Source organism: Mesonia ostreae, from assembly GCF_031845265.1.
GTDB lineage: Bacteria > Bacteroidota > Bacteroidia > Flavobacteriales > Flavobacteriaceae > Mesonia > Mesonia ostreae.
This window is the reverse complement of record NZ_JAVRBG010000005.1, coordinates 139145-154681: the sequence shown is the minus strand read 5'-3', so window position 1 is coordinate 154681 and position 15537 is coordinate 139145. Positions and strand designations below refer to the sequence as shown.

Sequence of the window (15537 nt, the reverse complement as noted above, 5' to 3'; positions counted from 1 at the left end):
TTCATTTTTTTTTTAATTAACCTCAAATATATTTTCAATTTTAATACCTTACGATTATTGTCAGGCAATCTTTTGTTAATCTTACTTAAAAACTGTTAAGAGCATTGAATTTATCCTTAATCGAATCTTTAAAGCACCACATACAGGGCGAACTTTTTATAGACGACACCTATAAAAAATTATATGCTACAGATGCTTCCGTTTACCGGAAAATGCCATTGGGCGTAGTAATTCCCAAAAGCTTAGGTGATCTTCAGGATATTGTAGTATTTGCAGCTAAACATTCTATAGAACTTGTTCCTCGAGCTGCGGGAACTTCATTGGCGGGGCAATGTGTGGGAGAAGGCTTGGTTGTAGACATTTCAAAGTATTTGAATTCGGTGATTGAATTTAATGAAAGTCAACGTAGCGTGACAGTAGAACCAGGAATTATTCGAGATGAATTAAATCGCTATTTAGAACCATATGATTTGTTTTTTGGTCCTAATACGTCTACTTCTAATCGCTGTACTCTTGGTGGAATGGCAGGCAACAATTCTAGCGGAACCACCTCCATTCAATATGGAGTGACCAGAGATAAGGTGTTGGAAATGGAAGTCATTCTTTCTGATGGAAGTTTAGTGACCTTTGGTTCACTTAACGCGGAAGAATTTCAGCGAAAGCTAGAACAGGAAGATTTTGAAGGCGAAATTTACAAGAAATTTTACCAGATGTTGCTTCCAAAAGAAGTACAAAATGAAATAAGAAAGCAATTTCCGCTGCCAGAGATACACCGAAGAAATACAGGTTATGCCTTAGATACTTTAATTGATACAGAAGTTTTTTCTTCCGCAAAGAAAACTTTTAATTTCTGTAAATTATTATGCGGAAGCGAAGGCACTTTAGCATTTACCACCAAGATTAAATTGCAATTAGACCCATTACCTCCTAAAAAATCAGCGATGATTGCGGCTCATTTTTATAGTATTGAAGACTGTTTGGAAGCAGTAGAACCGGTCATGCAAGAAGATTTGTTTACTTGCGAAATGATGGATAAAATCATTTTAGATTGCACCAAAGACAGTATAAAATATAAAGAAAATAGATTTTTTATTAAAGGAGACCCTATCGGAATTCTAATGCTAGAATTAAAAGCAAATCAACCCGAAGCCTTGCAGCAAAAAATAAAGTCTTTAGAACATATTTTACAAACTGAATCAAAATCTTACGCCAATAAAATTTTATACGGAGAAGAAATTCATCTTGCGCTAGAATTGAGAAAAGCAGGTTTAGGATTATTAGGGAATTTAAAAGGAGATAAAAAAGCCGTGGCTTGTATTGAAGACACTGCGGTTGCCTTAAAAGATTTGTCGAGTTATATTCATGAGTTTACCCAATTGATGAAAAGTTTTGACCAAAAAGCGGTGTATTATGCGCACGCCGGTGCGGGCGAACTTCATCTCCGACCTATTTTAAACTTAAAAAAGAGCGAAGATGTAGCGCTTTTTAAAGAAATCACGCATCAGGTAGCTTTGTTGGTTAAAAAATATAAAGGTTCTTTTAGCGGAGAACACGGTGACGGTAGAGTGAGGGCTTCCTTTATTGAAATGTTGGTGGGCGTTAGAAACTATCAACTTTTTAAACAGACCAAGAGTATTTTTGATCCTCAAAACATCTTTAATCCTGGGAAAATTGTGGAAGCACTTCCTATGGAAACCGATTTACGCTACGAAATAGACCGAAAAGAGCCACATGTAAAAACCGTGATGAATTTTGAGGATACCCAAGGTTTTCTACGTGCCGTAGAAAATTGCAATGGGAGCGGAGATTGTCGCAAAAGTGTCGCTGCTGGCGGAACTATGTGTCCCAGTTATCGAGCCACAAAAAATGAAAAAGATACGACAAGGGGGCGAGCTAATATGTTGCGAGAATTAATGAGTCAGCCGCACTCTGAAAATCGATTTAATGATAAGGCCACCAAAGAAGTATTGGATTTATGCATTAGTTGTAAAGGTTGCAAGAGCGAATGTCCTTCTAATATAGATATGGCAGCATATAAAGCCGAGTTTTTATACCAATACCATCAACATAATTCTCACAGCTTTAGAGATCAACTTTTTTCAGAAAACTATACGTGGAATAAGAGAGGAAGATTCAGCACTTCGTTTACCAATGCTTTGTTTGAGAATAGTTTAAGCTCTAAACTGATCAAGAGAAGTTTAGGGATTGCTCCAGAGCGGAGTTTACCGCAGCTTTCAAAAAAATCTTTACGGAAAAGTATACAGGAAAATCCCGATTTACTTTCCGCGAAAGCGAAACAGATCAAGAAAGTGTACTTGTTTATTGACGAATTTACAGATCAATTAGACACTTCTATAGGTTTGGATGCCTTGGAAGTCTTGACGCATTTAGGCTACAAAATAGAGGTGGTGGCACATGAAGAAAGTGGTAGAGCGCAAATATCTAAAGGTTTCTTGCTGAAGGCTAAGCAACTAGCGAATAAAAATATAGAAATTTTCAAAGATTTGGTTTCAGAAGAAAGTCCGCTTATTGGCATAGAGCCCAGCGCTATTTTATCCTTTCGGGATGAATATTTCCGTTTAGCCAATGCTCCAGAAAAAGCTAAAAAACTTGCAAAACATGTATTTTTAATAGAAGAATTTTTATCCGAAGAAATTAAAAAAGGAAATATAACTTCAGAGCAATTTGAGAAAGCATCTCAAACAATTAAAATTCACGCACATTGTCATCAAAAAGCGATGAGTTCTATAAAGCCAACGTTTGATATTTTAAACATTCCAGAAAATTACAAAGTTACCGTGATTTCTTCTGGCTGCTGCGGAATGGCAGGGAGTTTTGGTTATGAAAAGGAACATTATGAAGTGAGTATGCAAATAGGAAATCATAGCCTTTTTCCAGCAGTTAGAAGAGCTGCGAATGCAACCATTATTGCAGCCAACGGAACGAGTTGTAGACATCAAATTTACGACGGAACACAAAAAAAATCAATGCACCCTATAAGTATTTTAAAGAATGCATTGATTAAAGTTAAGGTTTAGCTTAAATTATTGAATGGTGTATGTATCAATAGACTGAGATGAATCTACATTTACAGAATCTATATTTGGAATACCAAATTGAGATAGATCTTCAAAATTATAAGAGGCCGAATTCTCACTGTAAATAAGTCCGATATCAGCCGCATAATAATTAGAAGAAGTCAAGACTTCTTGCTCTTCCAATAAGGGAACTGTAACAATTACAAGACTAGCATCTACCGCTAAATTTAAAGAGACATTTGCCTTCAAAACATTTTCATAAGAAGTGTTATTCACGGTATAACTCTCTAGGATTTCATTTTGTACCGTATGTAATGCGTAAGTCATAGAAAGTGGAATATCTTGTCCTTGTAGATTTAAGGTTTGATTAATCGTATTGCTAATTGTAGAAAGCGCATCACCAGCGGAAGCATTTACATCATAAACTACCAAATTATCGATAGGAATACTTAAATTCTCGATACCAAAAGAACTAAGTTCTACTTCATACTGACCGTTGTAAATTAGTTTTTCATTTTGTTTGGTTAGATTTCCATTTACCAAGATTCCTGTAATAACTCCTCTTTCTAGCATATTTGCCGAACTACTAAAAGAATAGGCATTATTATTTTCGGCAGTAAGTGTAAGAGTTTCTTCGTTGGTATTTTCAACTTCTCCTTCTGCAGTAGAACTATTGATGTAATTCCATTTATTTCCTACAGATAAGGGAAAATAAGTAGCGTTGTTGGTGTCGTTAATTGATGTATCATCTGAAGAGCAAGAAATAAGGCTTGTCATTACTAAAGCTAAACTTAAAATACGTAATTTCATGAGAATATTATTTTTCCAAAGATATTATTTTTTAATTTAATAATGTTCGTAGCTGAATTCTTGTACTAATTGAATCTGTAGGAATGCTACTGTACTAGGTTAATTTAATAGTATCTTTTGTACTTAGTGAATTAGGGGTTATACGTATCAAAAGTACCATCGGTGTAAAAGAGAATTACCTTTTCAATTTCTTTGGAAGTTTTATTCTGATTTCTTTTCGGAATTGCATCTTCTTTGGAAGTAATAGTAGAAGCTTTTTTTTCTTTTTTTGAAACAATTTCAGAAGATGTAGTAGGAGGAAAACTTCCTTTTCCGTTTAAAAACCAATACAATTCGACCTCTGGAAAAGTTTGTACTACTTTCATTACAAAATCTAAACTAGGCTTATTTCTTCCCGATATAATATGAGAAATAGAGGAGCGACCCACCTGAATTTTATCTGCAAATGAGGTGGCACTTAACTCGTAAAACGTCATAATCTTAGCGAGCCGATTTGTAAATTCTTTACTGTTTACCATTGTAAACTATTTTAGATAATTTTGTATTTTACAAATGTAAACTATTAAAATAGAATAGCAAAACCCTGCTTACAAGCACTATTTAAGTTTAAGTAAAAGTTTAGATAATATTACATATAGCATTGAAAAACAGATATTATATTCAGATAAAATATTCGGTAGGAGTTTTTCCGTATTGGTTTGTACAACTGCAAACACTTTCGTTTACAAATGTAACAAGTATGTTTACCGCACCTGTTTACATTTGTAAAAAAAGGATTGTTTACTTTTGTAAACTATGGAGAAAGAAAGATTATTAGAGCTAGCAACGCAGTATAAAAATGAATCCTTTTCTGGAAGGTATATTCCTGTAGAAGATGTTAATAATTTTATAGCCAAATTTTCTGAAGATCAAAATAGAGTGATAGGGAAATCTGTTTTAGGTTTGCCTATTTATGAATTGCATTTAGGAGGAGGATCTATCAAAGTTTTGATGTGGTCACAAATGCATGGAAATGAAACCACAACCACTAAAGCATTAATTGACTTTATTGGTTTTTTACAAAGCAATTCCGCGGAAGCGAAAGAAATCTTAAGCAAAATCTCTTTCAGCTTTGTTGTACTATTAAATCCAGACGGCGCAAAAATCTATACGCGTAGCAACCTAAATGAGATAGATTTGAATAGAGATGCTCAACTTTGTTCACAACCCGAGAGCAGAGCCTTTAAAAAGCTTTATATGGAGTTTCAGCCAGATTATTGTTTTAATTTACACGATCAGCGAACAATATTTGGCGTGGGAGAACCAGCCAAACCCGCAACGATTTCTTTTTTATCCCCAGCATTTAATGAAGATAGAGGCGTTAATGAAAATAGAATAGCAGGAATGCAACTTATTGCTTACATGAATAAAAGTTTGCAGCAAATCATCCCAAATCAAGTGGGAAGATATGATGATGGCTTCAACCTGAATTGTGTTGGTGATACCTTACAAAATTTAGGAATCCCAACGATTTTATTTGAGGCAGGACATTTTGAAGACGATTATGAGAGGGAAGAAACAAGAAAACTTATTTTGATTGCTTTACTAAAAGGATCCTGGGGACTCTCTAACAAAACCCATAAACATATAAATTATAAAGATTATTTTACAATTCCAGAAAATAAAAAATGCTTTTATGATGTTATTCTAAGAAATGTAGGGAGACAAAACATAGATCTTGCCATACAATATAAAGAGACTTTAAAGCGCAATAAAATTATTTTTGTGCCGTTTCTAGAGACATTAGGATGCTTAAAAGCTTATGTTGGACATAAAGAAATGGATGTTTCTGGTAAAAAAGTCATCATAAATAGAAAAGAAGAATGGAGCGAAATTACTGAGATTCAAGAATTGAGTGTGGACGGTAAGGAATGCTTAGTAAATTTAACAAAAGCTTAAATATTACGGATTATTTATCAGGATAATTGTATTATTTTTGCATAATATTTAAAAAAACAAAATTACAAATGGCAAAGTTTAGATTAGATGAAATAGATCATCAAATTTTAGATATTTTAATCGACAATACAAGAACTCCGTTTACAGATATCGCAAAAAAATTACAAATTTCTGCGGGTACAGTACATGTGAGAGTGAAAAAAATGGAAGAGGCTGGAATAATCGTAGGATCTTCTTTAAGCTTAGATTACAAAAAATTAGGGTATGCTTTTATCGCTTACGTAGGTGTGTTTTTACAGAAAACATCTCAAACCAAATTTGTGTTAGAACGAATTAATGAAATACCTTTTGTTACGGTAGCCCACGTTACTACTGGGAAATTTAATATTTTCTGTAAGATTAGAGCGAAAGATACAGAGCACGCAAAGCAAATTATATTTGAATTGGATGATATTGAAGGAGTGTATAGAACAGAAACTATGATTTCTTTGGAAGAAAGCTTAAACGATAAAAAACGTTTAATGCATTCCATCTTTAAGGAATTGTAAGAATTATATTAGTACAAAAAAAGGGGAAGATTTTTAAAATCTTCCCCTTTTTTTCGTCTTGTAAAAGTCTATTTTAATTCGACTTTTAAGATAGTAGCCTTATCTTTTTTTCCTTCATTAGAAATGTATATATCTCCGTTGGGAGTAATTGCAATTCCTTCCGGTTGTCTAAAATCATTTTTATCTAATTCAAAAAGGCGCTTAGTGCTTCCATTAGGATTTAAAATCAACAATTTTGGTTTTTTTCCTTCTAAAACAAAAATTTCTTTGCTTTGCGGATGTATTGCTATTTCTGAAGGACTAAAGGTTTTTTCAATTTTCTTCTCTCTTATTTTATCAAAAATATTATCGTGAAAATGTAACTCATATAGAGGCTTTTTAGCTAATGTTTTAGATTTTAAGTCAAACTCAAAAACTCCTTTGCTGGTTTTGCTAAAAGGATCTTTATCTTTAGCGGCCATCAATAAGCGATCGTTTTCTGGATCTAAAGCAAGACTCTCGGTGTTGTTTTTTCCTTTCAAAAAAGTATTATAGCTATGGGTTTTAAAATCTGGACTGTTGTAATTTTTAATCTCAAAAATAGTCCCATCGCTGCGCAGTGCATATGCATTTTTTTCAATTACCACTAAGCCTTCATAATCTCCTTTCTCACCAAACTCAATCGTTTTTTCTATGCGGGAAGTTTTTAAGTTGTAGATATAAATAATTCCTTCTTCATCTTGGATGCAAGCCATTCTGTAATCTCCCATCCAACTAATTCCAGAAATTTCTATTAGTTCTTTAGGTAGTTCCCAAGTTTCAAGAATATTATATTCTTTATAGAGCGTACTTTCTTCCTCAGCGACTATCTCTTTTGATTTTGGCGAATAATTAAAAGCCAAACTAATTCCAGAAATGACTATAATAACACCGAGAATAATGGATATTTCAATTTTTTTTAATTTCATAGCAGTATCTTTTTAGATATATAAAGAAAATGTATACTTAAAATCTGAAAACAATCTGGAAATCTAATCTATTAAGGTAAAATTTATATATCGTTTGCATAGTGTTATTATAATTTTAAGGCTTACGGAAGTTAACTTCAATACAATGCAAATTCTTGTAGGTATAACTTAGTTTATATTTATACTTTTGAGTAATGGCTAGAGCTATGGATAAACCTAAACCTGTCGAGTTTTGCAAAGCAGTTGCTTTATAAAATCTGGAGAAAATTTTTTCTCCGTCAAGCGGAATATTTTTTTCTGATTCATTCTGAATAGTTACCGCATTGTCATAAATTTTAATAGATATGATAGAACTTTTTTTGCCGTGCTTAATCGCATTTTGAATAAGGTTCGTAAATAAAATCATAGCTAAATCTTTATTCATGCGTATAGATAATTGTTCTTGCTGAATAAATTTTAGTTCTAAATTCTTATACCTTAAGAAATCTGAAAAATCTTCTATAAGCTCCTTCAAAAGCAAATTAAGGTTAATATCTTCTTCTTCCACAAATTGATTATTTTCAATTTTAGTTAGAAGTAAAAGAGATTTGTTAAGACGTTTAAGGCGTTCTAAATTTTGTAAAACACTGCTAAAAGTTTCTGCTTGGTCTTCATTTAGATGGCTTTTCTCCAATAAAAGCTCCAGCTTATTGATGCTTATAGCGATAGGAGTTTGAAGCTCATGAGAAGCATTCTCTATAAAATGTTTTTGCTGTTGAAAGCTTTCTTGAGATTTGTAAAGTAAAGTTTCAATATTTTTATTTAGAAGTGCAAACTCTTCAATGTTAGTGTCTTCAAAAGATAATTTCTGTCCAGATTCTATAGAGTAATTTTTTAATTTATCTAATAAGCTGTAAAATGGTTTCCAAGTGTTTTTTAAAAAATAATTGTTAAGTACTAAAATGCTTAAAATTAAACCTAAATACAATATCAAAATAGACCAAAAAAGCGTTTCTACCAGATCATCTTCTTCTACCATAGAAGTAATTACTTTTAATTTATAATAATGCTCATCTTGATAAAACGAAGTCTCTAAAAGACGCACAGGCTCAAATTCTCCTTCATTTTGCATAAACATTAACGTATCTCTATACTGATCTTCGTCTATTTTTTTGGGCTTATCTTTTAATTGCTGAATCGTATAATAGCCATTTTCAAATTGGTCTTGCTTAAGAAACTCTGGATGATCTAATACCTTTTGTTGCACCAGCTCTTTTTGGTTTTCTAAACTATCATCCATGCTATCATAGATCTCATCTAGCATATTGTAATAAAAAAAAGCGCCCCAAATAAAAATAATAAACAGTAATATAATGACAAAGTACCTACTCGTATAATTTAAAAGCTTCATAAAAGTTCTAATTTATAACCCATACCGTAAATCGATTTTATTTCTACTTCTGCTTGATGCGTGGTTAGTTTTTTTCTTAGGTTTTTAATCTGTGAATAGATAAACTCAAAATTATCGGCTTGGTCGATGTGATCTCCCCAAACGTGCTCTGCCAAAGCAGTTTTATTTACTAATCTACCCTTATTTGTTACTAAATATAAAAGAATATCGAGCTCTTTTCTATTTAGCTCAACTGCTGTTTGGTTCACAAAAACGCTTCGCTCTTCAGGATTAATGATTAAATTTCCTAACTCTATATTTTTGTTTCCTTCAAAGTTTCTTCTTCTAAGTAAAGCTTTTACTCTCGCATTGAGTTCTGCCATGTGAAAAGGCTTAGGTAAATAATCATCTGCTCCCAAATTAAGTCCTTTTAGTTTGTCATCTAAAGAGTCTTTGGCAGAAACAATAATCACTCCGTCGTTAATATTTTTCTCTTTTAAAATTTTTAAAATCGCTAATCCGCTACCATCGGGTAAACCAATATCCAGTAAAATGCAATCGTATTTATAAATCCCAATTTTTTGCAAGGCGGTTTCTTGGTCTTTCGCGCTTTCTATTAAAAAACCTTCTTTTTCAAAAGTTTGCTTCATATTTTGAAGCATATCTACTTCGTCTTCAATAATGAGTATTTTCATAATCTTTAATTAACAATCAAAAAGGTTATTTGATAAGCATCAAACCTATTTTGATATAAAATTACCTTATATTTTTTTTGAATTGAAACTTTTTCTTAAGTCGAATTCAGCATTATTTGTAAATTTACAATTGAATTCTATAATAAATTGGGATAATTCCGCTTGACGGATAAATAAATCTAATGAGTTATAGTTTCAGTCCAAAATTTTACTTTAAATCTATCAATCTAAATAAGATGAAAATTTTAAAAATAGCTCTATTATTTTTCTTCGGAAGCATTACTGTTTACGCCCAAGATTTAAAAATGGATGAAGTGCCTGCCAAGGTAGTTTCAACTTTTGAAAAAGAGTTTTTAAAAGCAAACGATGTAGCATGGGAAAAAGATAAGAACAACTATAAGGTCGCGTTTAAGAGGAACCAAATGGATTATGAGGTTTGGTATTCTTCAACTGAAAAAGAAGTGAAGCGTGAGGTAGAATTATTAAAATCTCAATTACCAAAGGCAGTTACTAAGACGCTAAATAAGAAATATGCAGCCTACAAAACCGGCGATGCAAAAATGATAAAGAGAGCTAGCAAAAAAACATTGTATAGAGTAGAAATAGAGAAAGAAAATTTAGAAAAAATAATAACTTTTGATGAAAACGGAAGCGTTTTAGGCGTTAGGACAAACCGATAATCTACTCTTTATAGTTTTATAATCTTTAGCAGACCTCACAGGTTTTGAAAACCTGTGAGGTCTCTTGTACTAAGTTCTCATATTAAATATTCAAAATAAATACTTCATTAAATAAAGTTTTAAATTAAAATTCCTAATTGTTTACAGTTTTAGTGCTTTTCTTTACATCAAATAAAAAAAACAAAAGCTATGAAAATTTTAAAAACAAGTTTATTGTTTCTTTTCGCAAGTATTGCTGTACAAGCGCAAGACTTAAGAATGGATGAAGTACCTGCCAGCCTAATTTCTACTTTCCAAAAAGAGTTTACCAACGTAAATGATGTGGAATGGGAGAAAGATATGGAAAATTATAAAGTAGAATTTGAAGTAGACCGTAAAGATTATGATGTATGGTACGCTACAAATGGACAGGAGGTCAAGCGAAAAGTAGAAATTTCCTCTTCTGAATTGCCAAGCGCAGTAAGTAATGTCATAAAAAAGAATTATGCAGATTTTAGCATTGATGATGTAGATATGATTAAAAAAGGGAATGACATCACCTATGAGATTGATTTAGAAACTTTTACGAAAGAACTGGAAATTACCGTAGATAAAAACGGAAAAGTTCTTAGTGAAATAGAGGATTAATAACAATCTGAAGTTTAAAAAGAAGACCCCAAAAGTTTATTCTAATTTTTGGGGTCTTTTTTTATAGATACCTAATCTTCTGTTTCTTTCATGGTATGATATACATTTTGCACATCATCGTCTTCTTCAATTTTTTCTAGTAATTTCTCTACATCTTCCTGATCTTCTTTAGAAATTTCTTTGGTTACGGTAGGAATACGTTCAAAACCAGAAGAAATAATTTCAATTTCTCTGTCTTCTAATTCTTTTTGAATCGCACCAAAGCTTTCAAACGGAGCGTAAATAAGAATGCCATCTTCATCTTCAAAAACTTCTTCGGCGCCAAAATCAATAAATTCTAGTTCTAATTCTTCGGCATCAAGATCTTCCGCAGGAATTTTGAAGTTACACGTATGGTCAAACATAAATTCAACCGAGCCAGAAGTTCCTAAATTCCCGTCACATTTATTAAAATAAGAACGTATATTAGCTACGGTTCTCGTATTATTATCGGTAGCAGTTTCTACCAAAATAGCAATCCCGTGTGGTGCATAACCTTCAAATAAAACCTCTTTGTAATCACCTAAACTTTTATCGCTCGCCCGTTTAATCGCGCGCTCAATATTGTCTTTGGGCATATTTACGCTCTTCGCGTTTTGAATTACCGCTCGTAATTTTGAATTGGTGTCAGGATCTGGACCACCTTCTTTTACAGCCATAACAATGTCTTTACCAATACGAGTAAAGGCCTTAGACATGGCAGACCATCGTTTCATTTTTCGCGCTTTACGGAATTCAAAAGCTCTTCCCATAATTTTTTATATTGATTTTAAGATGAACAAATTTAATAAAAATACCGCTGTTAATCTACTACGATAATGTTTTCTATCGCTTCTATCATTTTGAAATCTTTTTCTGTAACTCCGCCAGCATCATGGGTAGATAGAGAAATGCTTAAGGTATTATAAACATTGGTCCACTCAGGATGATGTTGTTGGGATTCTGCTTCAAAAGCGATGCGGGTCATAATAGAAAAGGTTTCTTTAAAATCTCGAAACTCAAATTTGGTTTGAAGGCTATCCTCGTGAAATTCCCACCCCTCAAAATCTTTTAGTTTATCCTTTATTTCTTTATCGCTTAACTTTTTCATTTTCTATTGTTTTTAGTTCTGCTTAAAGATACTAAAGTCTACGGAAATGCAACAGAATCTTCTACCACATCTTCTACCGTAAATTGTAAATTATTGGGGAGTAAATTGTTTTTAGGTAAGACTGCAATATATCGATCTTCATTAGAGTCGTATACATTTTTTAGTACCGTGTCTTTGAGTTCTATTTTCTTACAAATCTCCATCACTAAATCTTTATGATGAATGAGGTCTTTGCTTCCTAAATGAAAAACACCACCTAAATCTTGATTGATGATATAATGCATTTGTTGTGTGAACCGGTTAACGCTTGTAGCATTCATCACCACATTAGGAAATACTTCTATAGATTCCTCAATTTTATGAAAGGTTTTTAACTCTTCTAAACGCGGAGAATTGGCGCCATAAATCATAGGAATTCTGGTAATCACATAGTTCTCTACAGGCAAGCGCAACAACGCATTTTCTATTTTAATTTTAAAACGCCCATATACACTCATAGAAAGTGTTTTGTCATATTCGTAAGAAGGGAAATTGGTAAAAGCATCAAACACGTTAGAAGAGGAGAGAAAAATAATCTTAGAATTGGTTTTCATCACATATTCTATCGCTTCAAAATGAGCGTAAATTTGCGCGTTAAAATTTCCGCGTAAAGCGCAAATCACCACATCTGGTTGTAAAGATTCCAATAAAAAGCTCACACTCTCGGTCTCGGCATCCCACCAATGAAACTGATGATTATTTTCCCAATTTTTATTTGGAGTTCTATACGTGCCGTGTACGCTAAAATAGGGCAGGAGCTCTTTGTAAAGCGCTTGCCCTAAGAATCCACTTCCGCCGAGGATTAGTATTTTTTTTGAATTTTTAATCTGAAATCTTTCTTTTAAAAACGTTGTATAATTAGGTATATTGGATTCAAAATTAAATTATAAATGCTGACTAAAATTTGATGCCTATTCAAATTAAAAAAACTAGTGTTCAAAAAAAGTTTAGTTTTCTTGAATACTAGTTCTTATATAGATTAAAATGGAAAATTACGCTTTATAAAAAGGTGGTTTTACAATAACTGCCGGAATGGTTTTCTTTCTAATCTGGATTTGAATAGGCGTATCTACCGCTTTAAATTCGGTTTTTACGTAGCCCATTCCTATTGCTTTTCCTGTAGAAGGAGATTGTGTACCCGAAGTAACGTGTCCTATTTCATTTCCGTTTTCATCTAAAATTGGGTAATCTTTTCTAGGAATTCCTCTTTCTAACATTTCAAAAGCAATCAACCTTCTTTTAGGACCTTCTTCTTTTTCTTTCTTTAGGTTTTCTGAATTGACAAAATCTTTAGTGAACTTGGTAATCCATCCTAACCCAGCTTCAATAGGAGAGGTAGTCTCGTCGATATCGTTTCCGTAAAGACAAAATCCCATCTCTAATCTTAAAGTATCTCTTGCAGCAAGACCAATAGGCTTAATTCCGTATTCTTCTCCTGCTTTTAAAACAGCATTCCAAATTGCTTCTGCATTATGATTTTTACAGTAAATTTCGAATCCGCCACTTCCTGTATAGCCCGTTGCAGAAATGATAATTTGATCTTCTCCTGCAAAATCTGTGACTTCAAAATTATAAAATTTAATGGCAGACAAATCCGTAGAAGACAAAGGCTGCATGGCTTCAATCGCTTTAGGCCCTTGAATAGCAAGCAAACAATATTCATCAGAAAGATCCTTTACATCGGCATCCATGGTATTATTTTCGGCAATCCAATTCCAATCCTTATCAATATTAGAAGCATTCACTACCAAAAGGTATTTCTCCTCGTTCATTCTGTAAATGATCAAATCATCTACAACTCCTCCTGTAAGATTAGGCATACAGGTATATTGCGCTTTTCCATCTTTTAATTTAGAAGCATCGTTGGTCGTTATTTTCTGAATTAACTCTAATGCTTTAGGTCCAGATACCAAAAATTCTCCCATATGAGAAACATCAAAAATACCCACTCCCTTACGAACGGTTTCATGCTCGGCATTTACGCCTTCATAAGAAACAGGCATATTATAACCTGCATACGGAACCATTTTGGCTCCTAAGGCTTCATGTATATGTGTAAGTTGTGTTGTCTTCATCGTATAAAAATTTTGTGCAAAGGTAAAGTATTGTAGGTGTTTTACCAACAATCAAATTATAGTTTATTCCAAGCTAGTTTTTAAAGATTGTTATCTTTGTGTAAAACCGAACTCATGAAAATATTTAGCGCTCAACAACTTCACGAAGCCGATAAAATTACCCAAGAAAAGCAAAAAATAACCTCCTTAGAGCTTATGGAAAGGGCTTCTTCACGCATTTTTGAGGAAATTAATAATAGACTTAATGGCGCCAAAATAAAAATTAAAGTTTTCTGCGGAATAGGAAACAATGGCGGTGACGGACTTGTAGTGGCTAGAAAGTTAGTGCGAGAAGGCTATCACGTAGATGTCTACGTGGTGAATTATAGCGACAAAAGATCTGAAGGTTTTCTAGAAAACTACAGAACCCTAAAAGAAGACACTAAAAATTGGCCTGTATTATTAAAATCTGAAGATGATTTTCCTGAAATAAATTCTAGTGATTTTGTAATTGATGCCATTTTTGGAATTGGACTCAACCGACCTTTAGTAGATTGGGTGCAAAAATTGATTGTTCGCATCAACGAATCTGAAGCTTTTAAAGTAGCGATAGATATGCCTTCAGGAATGTTAGCAGATGATATTATTGCAGATCAACCAATTGTAAAGGCGAATTATACCCTTACATTTCAAGCTCCGAAACTGGCATTTTTCCTTCCAGAAACCGCTCCGTTTGCCGGAAATGTTCAAATTATAGATATAGGAATTGACGGACAATATCTTGCTGAAAATCCAGCGAAAGCAGTATTAATAGAAGAGGAGCAAGCCGCAAGCTTATACCAACCCAGGTCCAAATTTACCCATAAAGGAAATTACGGGAATGTCTATATGGTTGGAGGAAGCTACGGAATGATGGGAAGTATGGTGTTATCGAGCAAAGCAGCGTTGCGAATTGGCGTAGGAAAAGTAACGGCAGTAATACCGCAATGTGGTTATGGTATTTTGCAAACTAGCGTACCAGAAGCAATGGTAGAAGTTGCGCCACACGACATGCATTTGTCAGACATGAAATTGGAGTTAGAAGATGAAGATATTGTGGCTTTCGGAATGGGTGCAGGAACCAACGAAAAATCTATAGAACTTTTAACAACCCTATTAAATCAAGTAAAAACTCCCATGCTTATTGATGCCGATGGACTTAATATGTTGAGTAAATATCCAGAGTTGTTGGAATTAATTCCGGAGAAATCTATTTTAACACCACATCCCAAAGAATTAGAACGCTTAATTGGAAGCTGGAAAAACGACTTTGAAAAATTAGACAAAGTTCAGAAATTTTCTGATGCACATAAAGTTACTGTGGTCATTAAAGGAGCGTACACGATGACAGTTTCCAGTGACAATATGTATATCAACACTAATGGAAATCCCGGGATGGCAACTGCTGGCAGCGGAGATGTACTTTCTGGAGTAATTGCAGGTTTACTAGCGCAAGGGTATGATCCTGCGATTGCAGCTGTCTTTGGTGTTTTTATACACGGCAAAGCTGGAGATTTGGTTGTGGTCGATACTGTGCCAGATGCCTTAATCGCTAGTGATATTACGGCCTATTTAGGTAAAGCCATTAGGAGTTTATTTGAAAAACCTGAAACAAAAGCTTAAT

At 33.4% G+C, this 15537-nt stretch carries 15 protein-coding genes; 6 read left to right on the top strand and 9 right to left on the bottom strand.

The genetic code is table 11. From position 1 onward, the window contains the following. Positions 1–104 precede the first annotated feature (104 nt). On the top strand, positions 105–3038 hold the full coding sequence (locus RLT85_RS06855; RefSeq protein WP_311401300.1) for an FAD-binding and (Fe-S)-binding domain-containing protein: 2934 nt from the start codon (positions 105–107) through the stop codon (positions 3036–3038). Positions 3039–3044: 6 nt separating this feature from the next. Here the strand turns inward: RLT85_RS06855 and RLT85_RS06850 are convergent, their stop codons facing one another. Beyond that, positions 3045–3848, bottom strand: coding sequence for a hypothetical protein (locus RLT85_RS06850; RefSeq protein ID WP_311401299.1), 804 nt, complete (start codon positions 3846–3848; stop codon positions 3045–3047). 131 nt (positions 3849–3979) lie between these two features. Continuing rightward, entirely contained in the window at positions 3980–4366 is a 387-nt protein-coding gene (locus RLT85_RS06845; RefSeq protein ID WP_311401298.1) for a helix-turn-helix domain-containing protein, read from the bottom strand. A gap of 277 nt (positions 4367–4643) precedes the next feature. Here RLT85_RS06845 and RLT85_RS06840 point away from each other — a divergent pair, with 277 nt between their 5' ends. Continuing rightward, positions 4644–5786, top strand: coding sequence for a M14 family zinc carboxypeptidase (locus RLT85_RS06840; protein WP_311401297.1), 1143 nt, complete (start codon positions 4644–4646; stop codon positions 5784–5786). 68 nt (positions 5787–5854) lie between these two features. Then, positions 5855–6334, top strand: coding sequence for an Lrp/AsnC family transcriptional regulator (locus tag RLT85_RS06835; protein WP_311401296.1), 480 nt, complete (start codon positions 5855–5857; stop codon positions 6332–6334). A 68-nt stretch (positions 6335–6402) separates the two neighbouring features. On the opposite strand, the gene RLT85_RS06830 is transcribed toward RLT85_RS06835, so the two are convergent. The 3 genes from RLT85_RS06830 to RLT85_RS06820 all read right to left on the bottom strand — a co-directional run bounded on the left by RLT85_RS06830 (position 6403) and on the right by RLT85_RS06820 (position 9345). Continuing rightward, positions 6403–7281, bottom strand: coding sequence for an SdiA-regulated domain-containing protein (locus RLT85_RS06830; protein ID WP_311401295.1), 879 nt, complete (start codon positions 7279–7281; stop codon positions 6403–6405). A gap of 115 nt (positions 7282–7396) precedes the next feature. Beyond that, on the bottom strand, positions 7397–8671 hold the full coding sequence (locus tag RLT85_RS06825) for a sensor histidine kinase (RefSeq protein WP_311401294.1): 1275 nt from the start codon (positions 8669–8671) through the stop codon (positions 7397–7399). Then, a complete protein-coding gene (locus RLT85_RS06820) occupies positions 8668–9345 on the bottom strand; it encodes a response regulator transcription factor (protein ID WP_311401293.1) in 678 nt (225 codons plus the stop codon). Before RLT85_RS06820 ends, RLT85_RS06825 begins: the two co-directional genes overlap by 4 nt. Before the next feature lie 236 nt (positions 9346–9581). On the opposite strand from RLT85_RS06820, the gene RLT85_RS06815 reads away from it, so the two are divergent. Together RLT85_RS06815 and RLT85_RS06810 are read left to right on the top strand one after the other, a co-directional pair. Then, positions 9582–10025: a PepSY-like domain-containing protein gene (locus tag RLT85_RS06815; protein WP_311401292.1), complete on the top strand. Its 444-nt coding sequence runs from the start codon at positions 9582–9584 to the stop codon at positions 10023–10025. A 189-nt stretch (positions 10026–10214) separates the two neighbouring features. Next, positions 10215–10652, top strand: coding sequence for a PepSY-like domain-containing protein (locus RLT85_RS06810; RefSeq protein WP_311401291.1), 438 nt, complete (start codon positions 10215–10217; stop codon positions 10650–10652). 71 nt (positions 10653–10723) lie between these two features. Here RLT85_RS06810 and RLT85_RS06805 read toward each other — a convergent pair whose 3' ends face one another. The 4 genes from RLT85_RS06805 to gcvT form a co-directional block, all read right to left on the bottom strand. Continuing rightward, positions 10724–11443 (bottom strand): YebC/PmpR family DNA-binding transcriptional regulator, encoded by a 720-nt coding sequence (locus tag RLT85_RS06805; RefSeq protein WP_311401290.1) that lies wholly within the window; start codon positions 11441–11443, stop codon positions 10724–10726. A gap of 50 nt (positions 11444–11493) precedes the next feature. After that, on the bottom strand, positions 11494–11781 hold the full coding sequence (locus RLT85_RS06800) for a 4a-hydroxytetrahydrobiopterin dehydratase (protein WP_311401289.1): 288 nt from the start codon (positions 11779–11781) through the stop codon (positions 11494–11496). Positions 11782–11819: 38 nt separating this feature from the next. Further along, positions 11820–12623, bottom strand: a complete 804-nt coding sequence (locus RLT85_RS06795) for a sugar nucleotide-binding protein (protein WP_311401344.1) — start codon at positions 12621–12623, stop codon at positions 11820–11822. A 189-nt stretch (positions 12624–12812) separates the two neighbouring features. Further along, the gene (gene gcvT / locus RLT85_RS06790; RefSeq protein WP_311401288.1) at positions 12813–13895 is read right to left on the bottom strand and encodes a glycine cleavage system aminomethyltransferase GcvT; all 1083 of its coding nucleotides are present in this window, start codon (positions 13893–13895) and stop codon (positions 12813–12815) included. Positions 13896–14009: 114 nt separating this feature from the next. Here gcvT and RLT85_RS06785 point away from each other — a divergent pair, with 114 nt between their 5' ends. Continuing rightward, positions 14010–15536 carry an NAD(P)H-hydrate dehydratase gene (locus RLT85_RS06785; RefSeq protein ID WP_311401287.1) on the top strand — a complete coding sequence of 509 codons (1527 nt, stop codon included), beginning with the start codon at positions 14010–14012 and terminating at the stop codon, positions 15534–15536. The last annotated feature ends 1 nt before the right edge of the window (position 15537 follow it).